This is a genomic window from Shewanella sp. 6_MG-2023, from assembly GCF_030547195.1.
In the GTDB taxonomy this organism is placed as follows: domain Bacteria; phylum Pseudomonadota; class Gammaproteobacteria; order Enterobacterales; family Shewanellaceae; genus Shewanella.
In genome coordinates this window covers 1-14,318 of sequence record NZ_JAUOQU010000051.1, presented here as the reverse complement: position 1 = coordinate 14,318, position 14,318 = coordinate 1, and the positions used below count along the sequence as shown (strand labels likewise).

Sequence of the window (14,318 nt, the reverse complement as noted above, 5' to 3'; positions counted from 1 at the left end):
GGTTTACGTTTCGCTATCCGTGAAGGTGGCCGTACTGTTGGTGCTGGTGTTGTAGCTAAAGTTATCGCTTAATAGCGTCTTTAGTTAACACATAAAAAAAGGAAGCTTCGGCTTCCTTTTTTGTTTTTATTGCATTTTGATTCTAACCATGTAAAATCCACCGCCTTGAACAGAACCACTAAATTGAAGAGTTTTTGTTCGCAGGGGTTGATCTATGAAATTAGATCTGTATAATTACCCTTCGCTGTCCTAGACAGCGTAATATAATGTTTAATCATTTGGATTATTCATTTTCATAATTGACTCCGATTGGGAGTCTACGGTTAAATCATCTCGCTCTGCTTTTCCATTGGGAAGAAGCTAGAGGGTGATTTTTTATGTGTGCATTTTAGGAGCTCTGGTCAATGCAGAACCAAAGAATCCGTATCCGCTTGAAAGGATTTGATCATCGTTTGATCGATCAATCAACAGCGGAAATCGTTGAAACTGCTAAGCGTACAGGCGCACAGGTTCGTGGTCCAATTCCACTTCCTACGCGTAAAGAACGTTATACCATTTTGACTTCTCCGCACGTCAACAAAGACGCACGTGATCAGTACGAAATTCGTACTCACAAGCGCTTAGTTGACATCGTAGAGCCAACTGAAAAGACTGTAGACGCATTAATGCGTTTAGATCTTGCCGCTGGTGTCGACGTTCAGATTAGCTTAGGTTAATTGAGATCCTTAGAAGAGGTTTGAAAGATGGCTATCGGTCTTATTGGTCGTAAAGTGGGTATGACTCGCATCTTCACAGAAGATGGTGCTTCAATCCCTGTAACAGTAATTGAAATTGCTGGTAACCGCGTAACTCAAGTGAAAACTTTAGAAAACGACGGATACCGTGCTCTTCAAGTAACTACTGGTACCAAAAAAGCCAACCGCATCACTAAGCCAGAAGCAGGCCATTTTGCTAAGAGCGGCGTAGAAGCCGGTCGAGGTTTATGGGAATTGCGTTTGGCAGATGGTGAAGGTGAAGGCATTGAAGTTGGTGCTGAACTTAACGTTGATATCTTTGCAGATACAGCGAAAGTTGATGTTACTGGTCAATCTAAAGGTAAGGGCTTCCAAGGCGGTATTAAACGCTGGAACTTCCACGCTCAAGATATGACACATGGTAACTCTTTGGCTCATAGATCTAATGGTTCTATTGGTCAAAACCAGACACCTGGTCGCGTTTTCAAAGGTAAGAAAATGTCTGGCCACATGGGTGCCGAGCAAGTAACTACTCAAAATCTAGACGTTGTACGTGTAGATGCAGAGCGTAACTTGTTATTGGTAAAAGGTGCTGTTCCTGGCGCTACCAATGGTGACTTGATTATCAAGCCAGCCGTTAAAGCATAGGTCTGAGGAGATAGTAATGGAATTGGTATTGAAAGACGCGCAAAGCGCTCTTGAAGTTTCCGAAACTACCTTCGGCCGTGACTTTAACGAGGCATTGGTCCATCAGGTAGTTGTAGCTTACGCTGCAAACGCGCGTCAGGGCACTCGTGCTCAACAGACTCGTGCGGAAGTAACTGGCTCAGGCAAAAAGCCTTGGCGTCAGAAAGGCACAGGCCGAGCTCGTGCCGGTAGTGTTAAAGGCCCGATCTGGCGTGGCGGTGGCGTAACATTCGCTGCTAAAACACAAGATCACAGCCAAAAAGTTAACAAAAAGATGTACCGTGGTGCTCTAAAAAGCATTCTTTCTGAATTGGTACGTCAAGAGCGTTTAGTCGTTGTTGAATCTTTTAGTGTTGAAGCTCCTAAAACTAAAGAGCTGAAAGCTAAGTTAAAAGAAATGCAACTAGAAGACGTTCTAATTGTTACTGCAGATGTTGATGAGAATTTATTCTTAGCAGCACGCAACTTATACAAGGTTGACGTACGTGACGTAGCGGGTCTAGACCCAGTTAGTCTAATCGCGTTCAACACTGTTCTTGTTACTGCTGATGCAGTGAAGCAAATCGAGGAGATGCTAGCATGATCACCGAAGAACGTTTGCTAAAAGTTATCTTAGCGCCACATGTATCTGAAAAGAGCACTGTATTAGCTGAGAAAAACAACACTGTAGTTTTCCGCGTAGCAATCGATGCGACTAAAGCAGAGATTAAAGCTGCTGTAGCGAAACTTTTCGAAGTTGAAGTTGATAGTGTTCGCACTTTGGTAAACAAAGGCAAAACTAAACGTACCGGTGGCCGTGTAGGTCGTCGTAGCGATTGGAAAAAAGCCTATGTAACTTTAGCTGCTGGTGCTGACATCGATTTCGTCGGTGGCGCTGAGTAAGCAAAGGAGAATTATCATGGCAGTTATTAAGTGTAAGCCAACCTCTCCAGGTCGTCGCCACGTTGTTAAAGTGGTGAACAGCGACTTGCATAAAGGGAAACCTTTTGCAGGCCTGTTGGCTAAGAAATCTAAAAGTGGTGGCCGTAACAATACGGGTCGCATCACTGTTCGTCACGTTGGTGGTGGACACAAGCAGCATTATCGTATTATTGATTTCAAACGCAATAAAGACGGTATCCCTGCGAAAATTGAACGTCTGGAATATGATCCAAACCGTACAGCTAACATTGCGTTAGTATTGTACGCAGACGGTGAGCGTCGCTACATTCTTGCCGCTAAAGGCATGAAAGCTGGTGATGCAATCCAATCTGGTGTGGATGCAGACATCAAAACCGGTAACGCAATGCCGCTTCGCAACATCCCAGTGGGTAGTGTTGTGCACGCAGTAGAAATGAAACCTGGTAAAGGTGCTCAAATCGCGCGTTCAGCTGGTGCTTATGTTCAAGTTGTTGCTCGTGATAACCAATATGCAACTTTACGTCTTCGCTCTGGCGAAATGCGCAAAGTGCCTGTTGATTGTCGTGCAACATTCGGTGAAGTTGGAAATGCCGAGCACATGCTACGCCAGTTAGGTAAAGCAGGTGCTAAACGCTGGAGAGGCGTACGCCCTACAGTGCGTGGTGTTGCAATGAACCCGGTAGACCATCCACACGGTGGTGGTGAAGGCCGTACTTCTGGTGGTCGTCATCCAGTAAGTCCATGGGGTGTGCCAACTAAGGGTTATAAAACTCGTAGTAATAAGCTCACCGACAAGTACATTGTACGTCGTCGTAACAAATAGTAAGAGGATTCGCCCATGCCACGTTCTCTCAAGAAAGGTCCTTTCATTGACCTGCACTTGCTGAAGAAGGTAGAGAAAGCGATGGAAGCGGGAGATAAAAAACCAATTAAGACTTGGTCTCGCCGCTCAATGATCATCCCAAATATGATTGGGTTGACCATCGCTGTCCATAATGGTCGTCAGCACGTACCTGTGTTCGTAACTGACGAAATGATCGGTCATAAGCTTGGTGAATTTTCACCAACTCGCACTTATCGCGGCCATGCTGCAGATAAGAAAGCGAAGAAGCGTTAATACGGGAGACATAAGATGGAAGTTTTAGCTAAACATCGTTACGCCCGTACGTCTGCGCAGAAGGCCCGTCTAGTTGCTGATCAAATTCGCGGGTTGCCTGTATCTAAGGCGCTTGAGATTTTGACCTTCAGCCCTAAGAAAGCCGCCGTACTGGTTAAGAAAGTACTAGACTCAGCTATCGCAAACGCCGAACACAACGAAGGTGCAGATATCGATGAGCTTAAAGTTGGCCAAGTCTTTGTTGACGAAGCACCAACTATGAAGCGCATCATGCCTCGTGCCAAAGGCCGCGCTGATCGTATCATGAAGCGTACCAGCCACATTACTGTGGTTGTATCAGATCGCTAGGAGAAGAGAGCAATGGGACAGAAAGTACATCCTAATGGTATCCGTCTGGGTATCACGAAGCCTTGGATCTCTACTTGGTACGCCGATAAGTCAGATTATGCGAATAATCTGAACAGCGACTGGGAAGTTCGTCAATATCTTACAGAGAAATTGAAGGCTGCATCAGTATCTAAAATCGTTATCGAGCGTCCTGCGAAGAGCATCCGCGTTACTATTCACACTGCCCGTCCAGGCGTTGTGATTGGTAAGAAAGGTGAAGACGTTGAAGTATTACGTGCACATGTATCTAAAATTACAGGCACTACTGCTCAAATCAACATCGCTGAGATCCGTAAGCCTGAGTTAGACGCAAAGTTAGTTGCTGACAGTATTGCGCAGCAACTAGAACGTCGTGTTATGTTCCGTCGCGCTATGAAGCGTGCAGTTCAAAACGCAATGCGCATTGGTGCTCAAGGTATCAAAGTTGAAGTGAGCGGCCGTCTAGGCGGAGCTGAAATCGCACGTTCTGAGTGGTATCGTGAAGGTCGTGTACCTTTGCATACTCTACGTGCTGATATCGACTATTCTACAGCTGAAAGTCACACCCAATACGGTGTGATTGGCGTTAAAGTTTGGATCTTCAAAGGCGAAGTTCTAGACGGTAACGTTGTCGCGTTAGAAGAGCCGAAGCAGCAGTCTAAGCGCAAGCCTCGTGCTAAATAGGAGAAACTTTAATGCTGCAACCTAAACGTATGAAGTTTCGCAAGATGTTCAAAGGCCGTAACCGCGGTCTAGCGAACGGTACTGAAGTTAGCTTTGGTACTTTCGGTTTGAAAGCTGTCGGCCGTGGTCGTTTAACAGCTCGTCAAATCGAATCTGCACGTCGTGCCATGACACGTCACATTAAACGTCAAGGACAAATTTGGATTCGAGTTTTCCCTGACAAGCCAATTACCTCTAAGCCTCTTGAAGTGCGTATGGGTAAAGGTAAGGGTAACGTTGAATACTGGGTATGTCAGATTCAACCTGGTAAGGTTCTTTATGAGATGAATGGTGTATCTGAAGAGTTAGCGCGTGAAGCGTTTGCTTTAGCTTCTGCCAAGCTTCCTATTAAGACTACCTTCGTAACTAAGACGGTGATGTAATGAAAGCGAGCGAACTAAGAGAAAAGAGCGTTGAAGAACTTAACGCTGAATTACTTGGTCTGCTGCGTGAGCAGTTTAACCTGCGTATGCAACACGCTACTGGTCAGTTGACTCAAACGAATCAATTGAAATTAGTGCGTCGTAACATTGCACGTGTTAAGACCATTATTACTTCTAAGGCAGGTGCGTAATGTCTGATAAAATCCGTACTTTGCAAGGTCGAGTTCTTAGCAACAAAATGGACAAGTCTATTACTGTTGCTATTGCACGCCAAGTGAAACATCCTATTTATGGGAAGTACATTAAGCGTACAACTAAGATCCATGCACATGACGAAACCAATCAGTGTAATGAAGGTGACGTAGTGACTATTAGTCAGTGTCGTCCTCTTTCTAAGACTAAGTCTTGGACACTTGTTGAAGTAGTAACAAAAGCCTAGTAATCATTAGGTTATAGTAAACGGCTCCAATGCTTGGGGCCGTTTGTTTTTTTATACTATGCAACCCAATATTTTGGTGTTATACTTGCGCCCCATTTTTGAACAAATTGCATTCAATGCTAATGAGTAATTAGCAAGGTATGAATTGTTCAAGAAGTGGACAAATATGATCCCAATTTCGGGGTTTTGTAGTAACGATAGCGGAGCACTTAAAATGATCCAAATGCAATCGACTCTAGACGTCGCGTGTAACAGTGGCGCTCGTAGAGTTCAGTGTATTAAGGTCTTGGGTGGCTCTCATCGTCGTTATGCCGGTATCGGCGACGTCATCAAGGTTTCTGTTAAAGAAGCTATTCCTCGCGCTAAAGCGAAGAAAGGTGATGTATATAACGCGGTGGTAGTCCGTACTAAGAAAGGCGTACGTCGTCCAGATGGTTCTGTCATTCGCTTCGATCGGAATGCAGCAGTTTTGCTTAACGCAAACCTTGCACCGATTGGTACTCGTATTTTTGGACCAGTGACACGTGAATTGCGCAACGAGCAGTTTATGAAAATCGTCTCTCTGGCACCAGAAGTACTGTAAGGAGCTTCAAAATGGCAGCTAAAATCCGTCGTGAAGACGAAGTAATTGTATTAGCAGGTAAAGACAAGGGTAAACGAGCAAAAGTTTCTCAAGTCCTACCTACTGGTAAGTTGATTGTTGAAGGCATCAATCTTGTTAAAAAACACCAAAAGCCAAACCCACAATTGGGCGTAACTGGTGGTGTAATCGAGAAAGAAGCAGCGATACAAGCATCAAACGTAGCGATCTTTAACCAAGCCACAGGCAAGGCAGATCGTGTTGGTTTCCGATTCGAAGACGGCAAAAAAGTCCGTTTCTTTAAATCGAATAGTGAACTCATTAAGTAAACGGAGTAAACGATGGCGAAACTGCATGATAAATATCAAGAGACTGTTATTGCAGAACTTTCTAAAAAGTTCGAATATACCAGTGTCATGCAAGTCCCTCGGATTGAAAAAATCACCCTTAACATGGGTGTAGGCGAAGCCGTTGCAGACAAAAAAGTTATGGAGCATGCGCTCCGTGATATGACTGCAATCGCTGGCCAAAAACCAGTTGTAACTGTTGCACGTAAATCAGTTGCTGGTTTTAAAATCCGTGAAGGCTACCCTATTGGCTGTAAAGTTACCCTACGCGGTGAGCGTATGTGGGAATTTTTAGAGCGTTTAGTTGACATTGCAATCCCACGTATTCGTGACTTCCGTGGCCTGAGCGCAAAAGCGTTTGACGGTCGTGGTAACTACGCAATGGGTGTGCGTGAGCAAATCATCTTCCCAGAAATCGATTACGATAAAATCGATAAGATTCGTGGTATGGATATTGTTATCACTACTACTGCGAAGAATGATGAAGAAGGTCGTGCTTTGTTAGACGCATTTAACTTCCCATTCAAGAAATAAGGGTAGCATAATGGCAAAATCATCTATGAAAGCACGTGAAGCAAAGCGTGCACAGCTCGTAGCTAAATATGCTGAAAAGCGTTTAGCACTTAAGGCTATTATCAGCGCACCTGCGACTTCTGACGAAGACCGTTGGGAAGCTGTTCTTAAGTTACAAGCTCTACCTCGTGATTCTAGCGCTGCGCGTCAACGCAACCGTTGTAATCAAACTGGTCGCCCACATGGTTTCTTACGTAAATTCGGCCTTAGCCGTATTAAATTACGTGAAGCTACTATGCGTGGTGAAGTTCCTGGTCTACGTAAGGCCAGCTGGTAAGCACTTGTCACGGAGTAAGCTAATATGAGCATGCAAGATCCTATTGCGGATATGTTAACACGTATTCGTAACGGCCAAGCTGCTAACAAAGTATCAGTAAAGATGCCTTCAGCTAAGTTAAAAGTAGCAATTGCGAAATTACTTAAAGATGAAGGTTACATTACTGACTACGCCGTAGCAGAAGAAGCCAAGCCTGAATTAGAAATCACTTTAAAGTATTTCCAAGGCAAACCAGTCGTTGAGACTATCCAGCGCGTAAGTCGTCCTGGTCTTCGTATTTACAAAGGTAAAAACGAACTTCCAAAGGTGATGGGCGGTCTGGGTGTCGCAATTGTGTCCACTTCTAAAGGCTTGATGACCGATCGTGCTGCCCGCCTAACAGGCATGGGTGGCGAGGTTATCTGCTACGTAGCGTAAGGAGCTAGGTATGTCACGTGTAGCAAAAGCACCAGTGTCTATTCCTGCCGGCGTAGAGGTGACCTTAAACGAACAAACTATCACCGTAAAAGGTACTAAAGGTAGTTTGACTCGAGAAATCAACAAAGCGGTAAGTGTTGTTCTAGACAACGGCGTACTAAGTTTTGGTCCAGTTGAAGGCGTTGCTAACGCTTGGGCTCAAGCTGGTACAGCTCGTGCACTAGTAAACAACATGGTTGTTGGTGTTTCTGAAGGATTTGTTAAAAAATTAAAGTTAATTGGTGTTGGTTACCGTGCGAAAGCAGCTGGTTCAAACCTAGATCTAACTTTAGGTTTCTCACATCCATTGGTTCACAAACTTCCCGCAGGTGTTACTGCAGAGTGTCCTAGCCAAACTGACATCGTCCTTTCGGGCGTTGATAAACAGTTAGTTGGTCAGGTTGCTGCTGAGATTCGTGGCTATCGTCCACCAGAGCCTTATAAAGGCAAAGGTGTTCGTTATGCAGACGAGCAAGTACGCCGTAAAGAGGCTAAGAAGAAGTAGGTAACGCGATATGGATAAGAAAACATCTCGCTTACGTCGCGCTCTGCGTGCTCGTAAGAAGATCCAAGAGCTGGGCGTGAACCGTCTGGTTGTACATCGTACACCGCGTCACATTTATGCTCAGGTGATTAATCCTGAAGCTCAGGTGTTGGCAGTTGCTTCAACCGTTGAAAAAGCGGTTAAAGAACTACTAAAGAGTACCGGTAACGTAGACGCAGCTAAAGCAGTGGGTAAAACTGTTGCAGAGCGTGCGATCGAAAAAGGTGTAACTTCGGTTGCATTCGACCGTTCTGGTTTCAAGTATCACGGTCGCGTAGCAGCATTAGCTGACGCAGCTCGTGAAGCTGGCCTGAAATTCTAAGGGGTTATAAAAATGGCTAAATTAGAAGCTCAGCAGAAAGACGATTTGCAAGAGAAATTGATTGCAGTTAATCGTGTTTCTAAAGTAGTTAAAGGTGGTCGTATCTTTAGCTTCACCGCACTAACAGTGGTAGGTGATGGTAACGGTAAGATTGGCTATGGCTATGGTAAAGCGCGCGAAGTTCCAGCTGCTATTCAAAAAGCAATGGAAAAAGCCCGTCGTAACATGGTAACCGTGGAGTTGAACGCAGGTACACTGCATCACCCAGTTAAAGGTCGCCATACTGGTTCGCGTGTTTACATGCAACCAGCATCGGAAGGTACCGGTATTATTGCCGGTGGCGCAATGCGTGCCGTATTGGAAGTAGCAGGCGTTCATAACGTTCTGTCAAAAGCATACGGTTCTACTAACCCGATCAACATCGTTCGAGCTACTGTCGATGCGTTGGTGCACATGAAGTCACCAGCACAAGTTGCAGCTAAGCGCGGCTTGAATGTTGATGAAATTCGAGGTTAATGCACCATGGCTACTAAAACGTTTAAAGTAACACAGACAAAGAGTGCGATTGGTCGTTTGCCAAAGCACCGTGCCTGTTTATTAGGTTTAGGCCTAAGACGTATTGGCCACACCGTTGAAGTTGAAGATACTCCTTCAGTTCGCGGTATGGTTAATAAAGTTTACTACATGGTTAAGGTGGAGGATTAATAATGCGTTTAAATACTCTATCTCCAGCAGCAGGATCTAAGTCTGCTCCTAAGCGTGTAGGTCGTGGTATTGGTTCTGGTTTAGGTAAAACCGCAGGTCGTGGTCATAAGGGACAAAAGTCTCGTTCTGGCGGCGGTGTGCGTATCGGTTTTGAGGGTGGTCAAATGCCTCTTAAAATTCGTTTACCTAAATTCGGTTTTACCTCGCGCAAAGCTTTGGTCTCAGCTGAAGTTCGTTTACTCGAACTAGCAAAAGTTAACGGTGATGTTATCGACCTTAACGCACTGAAAGATGCGAACGTAATTACTCGCAACATACAGTTTGCGAAAATCGTTCTTTCAGGTACCATTGAACGCCCAGTGACCGTTAAAGGTCTGAAGGTAACCAAAGGTGCACGTGCAGCTATTGAAGCTGCCGGCGGCAAGATCGAGGAATAATACGTCGATGGCAAAACCAGGACTTGATTTAAAAAGCGCGAAAGGCGGTTTATCTGAATTGAAAACCCGTCTCCTGTTCGTGATTGGTGCGATTATCGTCTTTAGAGCCGGTTCGTTTGTACCAATTCCTGGTATTGACGCAGCTGTGTTAGCAGATCTGTTTGCTCAACAAAAAGATACCATCCTTGGCATGTTTAACATGTTCTCGGGTGGTGCTTTAGAGCGTGCCTCTATCTTTGCATTAGGTATCATGCCGTATATTTCGGCATCGATTATCATGCAATTATTGACTGTTGTTCATCCTGCTCTTGCTGAATTGAAAAAAGAAGGCGAGTCAGGAAGAAAGAAAATCAGTCAGTACACTAGATACGGAACGTTAGTGTTGGGTACGCTTCAATCGATTGGTATTGCAACAGGTTTGCCAAGCCTAGTACCTGGCCTTGTGGTCAATGTAGGTTTTGGTTTTTACTTTGTTGCAGTTGTGAGTCTAGTGACAGGAACAATGTTCCTAATGTGGCTAGGTGAGCAAATTACTGAACGTGGTATTGGTAATGGTATCTCGATATTAATTTTCGCAGGTATTGTTGCTGGTTTACCGTCTGCTATCGGCCAAACGGCTGAACAGGCTCGTCAAGGTGATTTGAATGTACTGGTTCTGTTGCTATTAGCAGTAATCGTATTTGCAGTTACTTATTTAGTTGTATTTGTAGAACGTGGTCAACGTCGTATCGTCGTTAACTACGCTAAGCGTCAACAAGGCCGTAAGGTTTTCGCAGCGCAAAGCACACATTTACCTCTTAAAGTGAACATGGCAGGTGTGATTCCGCCAATTTTTGCATCCAGCATTATTTTGTTCCCAGGCACACTGGCTCAGTGGTTTGGTGCAAATGAGTCCATGTCATGGTTAAGCGATTTCGCTTTAGCTGTGTCACCTGGACAACCGCTGTATTCATTATTGTATGCAACAGCTATCGTTTTCTTCTGTTTCTTCTATACTGCGTTGGTGTTTAACCCACGTGAGACAGCTGATAACTTGAAGAAAAGTGGTGCGTTCATTCCTGGGATTCGTCCTGGAGAACAGACTTCGCGTTACATTGATAAAGTAATGACTCGTTTGACCCTTGCGGGTGCGATTTATATTACCTTTATCTGTTTAATTCCGGAGTTCATGTTAATTGCGTGGAAAGTACAGTTCTATTTTGGCGGTACTTCACTACTAATTATTGTAGTCGTAATCATGGACTTCATGGCTCAGGTTCAGACCCATATGATGTCTCATCAGTATGAGTCTGTGATGAAGAAAGCTAACCTAGTAAACAAAGCGAATTTAGATCGCTTTGGTCGCTAATAGCTTTTAACGGAGTGATGAAATGAAAGTTCGAGCTTCCGTGAAGAAGATCTGCCGTAATTGCAAGATCGTCAAGCGTAGTGGCGTTGTACGTGTGATTTGTGTTGAACCAAAACACAAACAGCGTCAAGGCTAAAAAAAGATATTTGCTCAGTTCTAAATAGAACTGAGCAAATAATGTTTGCAAATTTGTTGGCTGTCGAGTATCCTTTCGGGCTTTTCGCAGTCGACCTTTAACATATTAAGGAGTGCATAGTGGCCCGTATCGCTGGCATTAACATTCCTGATCAAAAGCACACAGTCATCGCATTGACTGCAATTTTTGGTATTGGACGTACGCGCGCTAGAGAAATCTGCGCAGCTACTTCAATTGCTGAAGATGCTAAGATCAAGGAATTGAGCGAAGCTCAAATAGATATTCTACGCGAAGAAGTTGCCAAATACTCAGTAGAGGGTGACTTACGTCGTGAGATTTCAATGAACATCAAGCGTCTTATGGATCTTGGTTGTTATCGTGGTCTCCGCCATCGCCGTAGCCTGCCTCTTCGTGGGCAACGTACTAAGACCAATGCGCGTACGCGTAAAGGTCCACGTAAACCAATTAGAAAGTAACGGGAAGGTAAACCAAAATGGCTAAAGTTCCGTCACGTTCTCCGCGTAAGCGCGTACGTAAACAGGTTGCAGATGGTATGGCTCATATCCATGCATCTTTCAACAACACAATTGTCACCATTACAGATCGTCAAGGTAATGCGTTGTCTTGGGCTACCTCTGGCGGTTCAGGTTTTCGTGGTTCACGTAAATCTACACCGTTCGCTGCGCAGGTTGCTGCTGAGCGTGCAGGTATTGCTGCACAAGATTACGGTGTTAAAAACCTTGAAGTTTTCGTAAAGGGTCCAGGTCCAGGTCGTGAGTCAGCCATTCGTGCGCTGAACGCTGTTGGTTATAAAATCACCAACATTACCGATGTGACACCTATCCCTCATAATGGCTGTCGCCCACCTAAAAAGCGTCGTGTATAACACGTCGTATATAGGATAGTTGGAGAAAGATCATGGCAAGATACTTGGGTCCTAAGCTCAAGCTCAGCCGCAGAGAAGGTACAGACCTTTTCCTAAAAAGCGGTGTGAGAGCAATCGATTCGAAGTGTAAGCTTGAAGCTGCACCTGGTCAACATGGCGCACGTAAGCCACGTTTATCAGAGTACGGTTTACAGCTACGCGAGAAACAAAAAGTTCGTCGTATGTACGGTGTGCTAGAAAAGCAATTCCGTAACTACTACAAAGAAGCTGCACGTCTAAAAGGCAACACTGGTGAAAACCTACTTGCTCTTTTAGAAACCCGTTTAGATAACGTTGTTTATCGTATGGGTTTTGGTGCGACTCGTGCTGAATCACGTCAATTAGTAAGCCACAAATCAATCGTGGTTAACGGTCGTGTTGTTAACATTCCGTCATTCAAAGTGTCTGCGAATGATGTTGTAAGCATCCGTGAAAAGTCACGTACTCAAGCTCGTATTAAAGCGGCTTTAGAAGTGGCTGGTCAACGTGAGAAGCCTACATGGGTTGAAGTCGACAGCGCGAAAATGGAAGGTGCTTTCAAGCGTCTACCAGAACGTAGCGATTTGTCTGCGGAAATTAACGAACAGCTGATCGTCGAGCTTTACTCTAAGTAAAGCTAACAAACAAGAGAGGACACAATGCAGGGTTCTGTTACAGAATTTCTAAAACCGCGTCTCGTTGACATAGAGCAGGTTAACCCAACTCGTGCCAAGGTTACGCTAGAACCACTAGAACGTGGTTTTGGTCACACATTAGGCAACGCTTTGCGTCGTATCTTATTGTCGTCTATGCCTGGCTGTGCCGTAACTGAAGTCGAAATCGACGGCGTGTTACATGAGTACAGTAGCAAAGAAGGCGTACAAGAAGATATCCTTGAGATATTGCTTAACCTTAAAGGTTTAGCGGTAAACATTGAGGGTAAGGATGAAGCTTTACTTACTTTAAGTAAGTCAGGCACAGGCCCTGTTACAGCAGCAGATATCACACATGATGGTGATGTTACCATTATGAATCCTGATCATGTTATCTGTCATTTGACTGGTAACAATGATATCAGCATGCGTATCCGTGTTGAGCGTGGTCGTGGTTATGTTCCAGCTTCGGCTCGTGCACAAACCGAAGACGATGATCGCCCAATTGGTCGCTTGTTGGTTGATGCTTCATTCTCACCTGTTGCTCGCATTGCATATAATGTTGAAGCAGCACGTGTAGAGCAACGTACTGATTTAGATAAACTCGTTATCGATATGACCACTAATGGTACTATTGATCCTGAGGAAGCAATTCGTCGTTCTGCAACAATTTTAGCTGAACAGCTAGATGCGTTCGTAGACCTTCGTGATGTGACTGAACAGACTGTTGTAGAAGAGAAACCGGAGTTTGATCCGATTCTGTTGCGTCCTGTCGACGATTTAGAGCTAACTGTACGTTCAGCCAACTGTTTGAAGGCTGAAGCGATTCATTACATCGGAGATCTAGTACAACGCACTGAAGTTGAGTTGCTCAAGACTCCTAATTTAGGTAAGAAGTCTCTTACTGAAATTAAGGATGTATTAGCGTCTCGCGGATTGTCTTTAGGTATGCGTCTAGAAAACTGGCCTCCAGCTAGTTTAGCAGACGACCTATAAGTCCCAGTTTAGTTAGTACAGATTAAAGATTATAAGGATTAGGTCATGCGCCATCGTAAGAGTGGTCGTCAACTAAACCGCAACAGCAGTCATCGTCAAGCTATGTTCCGTAACATGGCATGCTCACTAGTTAGTCATGAGTTAATCAAGACTACAGTAGCTAAAGCGAAAGAACTGCGCCGCGTAGTTGAGCCTCTAATAACACTTGCTAAAGTTGACAGCGTTGCAAATCGCCGTTTAGCTTTTGCTCGTACCCGCGACGCTGAAGTTGTAGGTAAGTTATTTACTGAATTGGGTCCACGCTTCCAGGAACGTCCTGGTGGTTACACTCGTATTCTTAAGTGTGGTCTACGTACCGGTGATAAAGCCCCAATGGCTTACATCGAGTTAGTAGGTCGCCCTGAAGCTGCTGAAGCTGTTGAAGTAGAAGCTGCAGAGTAATTTATTACTCATTTAAAAAAACCGAGCCTAGCTCGGTTTTTTTATGTCTATTTTTCGTGAAATTTTAACTTAAATCATCTTTACTAATTAATTTCTCTTAGTATTTTACTCTGGCTTACCTGGCTTACCTGGCTTACCTGGCTTACCTGGCTTACCTGGCTTACCTGGCTTACCTGGCTTACCGGTCTTAAGGTGCTTACCCGGCTTACGGTGGTTACAGGGCTTGGGGGGGGGGGGGGGGGGGGGGGGG

Annotated in this window: 29 protein-coding genes; all 29 read left to right on the top strand. The window is 44.7% G+C overall.

The genetic code is table 11. The annotated features are described in order from the left end of the window. Positions 1-72: hypothetical protein (locus tag Q4533_RS19205; RefSeq protein WP_131818057.1), on the top strand; the 72-nt coding region annotated here is incomplete at its 5' end. A 332-nt stretch (positions 73-404) separates the two neighbouring features. Continuing rightward, the gene (gene rpsJ / locus Q4533_RS19200) at positions 405-716 is read left to right on the top strand and encodes a 30S ribosomal protein S10 (RefSeq protein ID WP_055026509.1); all 312 of its coding nucleotides are present in this window, start codon (positions 405-407) and stop codon (positions 714-716) included. A 27-nt stretch (positions 717-743) separates the two neighbouring features. Next, positions 744-1,382 carry a 50S ribosomal protein L3 gene (gene rplC / locus Q4533_RS19195; RefSeq protein ID WP_076543232.1) on the top strand — a complete coding sequence of 213 codons (639 nt, stop codon included), beginning with the start codon at positions 744-746 and terminating at the stop codon, positions 1,380-1,382. Positions 1,383-1,398: 16 nt separating this feature from the next. After that, positions 1,399-2,004, top strand: coding sequence for a 50S ribosomal protein L4 (rplD, locus tag Q4533_RS19190; protein WP_076543231.1), 606 nt, complete (start codon positions 1,399-1,401; stop codon positions 2,002-2,004). Then, positions 2,001-2,303, top strand: a complete 303-nt coding sequence (gene rplW, locus Q4533_RS19185; protein ID WP_076543230.1) for a 50S ribosomal protein L23 — start codon at positions 2,001-2,003, stop codon at positions 2,301-2,303. Before rplD ends, rplW begins: the two co-directional genes overlap by 4 nt. Before the next feature lie 16 nt (positions 2,304-2,319). Beyond that, positions 2,320-3,144 (top strand): 50S ribosomal protein L2, encoded by an 825-nt coding sequence (gene rplB / locus Q4533_RS19180; RefSeq protein WP_102440086.1) that lies wholly within the window; start codon positions 2,320-2,322, stop codon positions 3,142-3,144. A 15-nt stretch (positions 3,145-3,159) separates the two neighbouring features. Continuing rightward, positions 3,160-3,438, top strand: a complete 279-nt coding sequence (gene rpsS / locus Q4533_RS19175; protein WP_006083596.1) for a 30S ribosomal protein S19 — start codon at positions 3,160-3,162, stop codon at positions 3,436-3,438. A 15-nt stretch (positions 3,439-3,453) separates the two neighbouring features. Beyond that, the gene (rplV, locus tag Q4533_RS19170) at positions 3,454-3,786 is read left to right on the top strand and encodes a 50S ribosomal protein L22 (protein ID WP_102440087.1); all 333 of its coding nucleotides are present in this window, start codon (positions 3,454-3,456) and stop codon (positions 3,784-3,786) included. Between the two features lie 12 nt (positions 3,787-3,798). Beyond that, positions 3,799-4,488 (top strand): 30S ribosomal protein S3, encoded by a 690-nt coding sequence (rpsC, locus tag Q4533_RS19165; RefSeq protein ID WP_102440088.1) that lies wholly within the window; start codon positions 3,799-3,801, stop codon positions 4,486-4,488. An 11-nt stretch (positions 4,489-4,499) separates the two neighbouring features. Next, positions 4,500-4,910, top strand: a complete 411-nt coding sequence (gene rplP, locus Q4533_RS19160) for a 50S ribosomal protein L16 (RefSeq protein ID WP_055026502.1) — start codon at positions 4,500-4,502, stop codon at positions 4,908-4,910. Beyond that, complete coding sequence (gene rpmC, locus Q4533_RS19155) at positions 4,910-5,101, top strand: 50S ribosomal protein L29 (RefSeq protein WP_006083592.1); 192 nt, start codon at positions 4,910-4,912, stop codon at positions 5,099-5,101. The genes rplP and rpmC overlap by 1 nt, the downstream gene beginning before the upstream one ends. Beyond that, on the top strand, positions 5,101-5,349 hold the full coding sequence (rpsQ, locus tag Q4533_RS19150; RefSeq protein ID WP_055026501.1) for a 30S ribosomal protein S17: 249 nt from the start codon (positions 5,101-5,103) through the stop codon (positions 5,347-5,349). Before rpmC ends, rpsQ begins: the two co-directional genes overlap by 1 nt. Positions 5,350-5,563: 214 nt before the next feature. Further along, positions 5,564-5,932 (top strand): 50S ribosomal protein L14, encoded by a 369-nt coding sequence (gene rplN / locus Q4533_RS19145; protein WP_076543234.1) that lies wholly within the window; start codon positions 5,564-5,566, stop codon positions 5,930-5,932. 11 nt (positions 5,933-5,943) lie between these two features. Further along, positions 5,944-6,258: a 50S ribosomal protein L24 gene (rplX, locus tag Q4533_RS19140; RefSeq protein WP_102440089.1), complete on the top strand. Its 315-nt coding sequence runs from the start codon at positions 5,944-5,946 to the stop codon at positions 6,256-6,258. Between the two features lie 12 nt (positions 6,259-6,270). Then, positions 6,271-6,810 (top strand): 50S ribosomal protein L5, encoded by a 540-nt coding sequence (rplE, locus tag Q4533_RS19135; protein WP_076543225.1) that lies wholly within the window; start codon positions 6,271-6,273, stop codon positions 6,808-6,810. 10 nt (positions 6,811-6,820) lie between these two features. Further along, complete coding sequence (gene rpsN, locus Q4533_RS19130; protein WP_076543224.1) at positions 6,821-7,126, top strand: 30S ribosomal protein S14; 306 nt, start codon at positions 6,821-6,823, stop codon at positions 7,124-7,126. Positions 7,127-7,150: 24 nt separating this feature from the next. Continuing rightward, positions 7,151-7,543: a 30S ribosomal protein S8 gene (gene rpsH / locus Q4533_RS19125; RefSeq protein ID WP_076543223.1), complete on the top strand. Its 393-nt coding sequence runs from the start codon at positions 7,151-7,153 to the stop codon at positions 7,541-7,543. A gap of 10 nt (positions 7,544-7,553) precedes the next feature. Next, positions 7,554-8,087 (top strand): 50S ribosomal protein L6, encoded by a 534-nt coding sequence (gene rplF / locus Q4533_RS19120; protein WP_076543222.1) that lies wholly within the window; start codon positions 7,554-7,556, stop codon positions 8,085-8,087. Between the two features lie 10 nt (positions 8,088-8,097). Beyond that, entirely contained in the window at positions 8,098-8,448 is a 351-nt protein-coding gene (rplR, locus tag Q4533_RS19115) for a 50S ribosomal protein L18 (RefSeq protein ID WP_076543221.1), read from the top strand. Positions 8,449-8,460: 12 nt separating this feature from the next. Further along, positions 8,461-8,964, top strand: a complete 504-nt coding sequence (rpsE, locus tag Q4533_RS19110) for a 30S ribosomal protein S5 (RefSeq protein ID WP_076543220.1) — start codon at positions 8,461-8,463, stop codon at positions 8,962-8,964. Positions 8,965-8,970: 6 nt separating this feature from the next. After that, positions 8,971-9,153, top strand: coding sequence for a 50S ribosomal protein L30 (rpmD, locus tag Q4533_RS19105; protein WP_076543219.1), 183 nt, complete (start codon positions 8,971-8,973; stop codon positions 9,151-9,153). 2 nt (positions 9,154-9,155) lie between these two features. Further along, positions 9,156-9,590, top strand: a complete 435-nt coding sequence (gene rplO / locus Q4533_RS19100; protein ID WP_055026491.1) for a 50S ribosomal protein L15 — start codon at positions 9,156-9,158, stop codon at positions 9,588-9,590. A 7-nt stretch (positions 9,591-9,597) separates the two neighbouring features. Next, on the top strand, positions 9,598-10,938 hold the full coding sequence (gene secY, locus Q4533_RS19095) for a preprotein translocase subunit SecY (RefSeq protein ID WP_076543218.1): 1,341 nt from the start codon (positions 9,598-9,600) through the stop codon (positions 10,936-10,938). A 22-nt stretch (positions 10,939-10,960) separates the two neighbouring features. Beyond that, the gene (gene rpmJ / locus Q4533_RS19090) at positions 10,961-11,074 is read left to right on the top strand and encodes a 50S ribosomal protein L36 (protein WP_006083579.1); all 114 of its coding nucleotides are present in this window, start codon (positions 10,961-10,963) and stop codon (positions 11,072-11,074) included. Between the two features lie 119 nt (positions 11,075-11,193). After that, on the top strand, positions 11,194-11,550 hold the full coding sequence (rpsM, locus tag Q4533_RS19085) for a 30S ribosomal protein S13 (protein WP_076543217.1): 357 nt from the start codon (positions 11,194-11,196) through the stop codon (positions 11,548-11,550). Between the two features lie 17 nt (positions 11,551-11,567). Then, positions 11,568-11,960, top strand: a complete 393-nt coding sequence (gene rpsK, locus Q4533_RS19080; protein ID WP_011635661.1) for a 30S ribosomal protein S11 — start codon at positions 11,568-11,570, stop codon at positions 11,958-11,960. A 32-nt stretch (positions 11,961-11,992) separates the two neighbouring features. Next, entirely contained in the window at positions 11,993-12,613 is a 621-nt protein-coding gene (gene rpsD, locus Q4533_RS19075) for a 30S ribosomal protein S4 (protein ID WP_102440090.1), read from the top strand. Between the two features lie 24 nt (positions 12,614-12,637). Further along, the gene (gene rpoA / locus Q4533_RS19070; protein WP_076543215.1) at positions 12,638-13,627 is read left to right on the top strand and encodes a DNA-directed RNA polymerase subunit alpha; all 990 of its coding nucleotides are present in this window, start codon (positions 12,638-12,640) and stop codon (positions 13,625-13,627) included. A 45-nt stretch (positions 13,628-13,672) separates the two neighbouring features. After that, positions 13,673-14,068, top strand: coding sequence for a 50S ribosomal protein L17 (gene rplQ / locus Q4533_RS19065; RefSeq protein WP_076543214.1), 396 nt, complete (start codon positions 13,673-13,675; stop codon positions 14,066-14,068). Positions 14,069-14,318 lie beyond the last annotated feature (250 nt).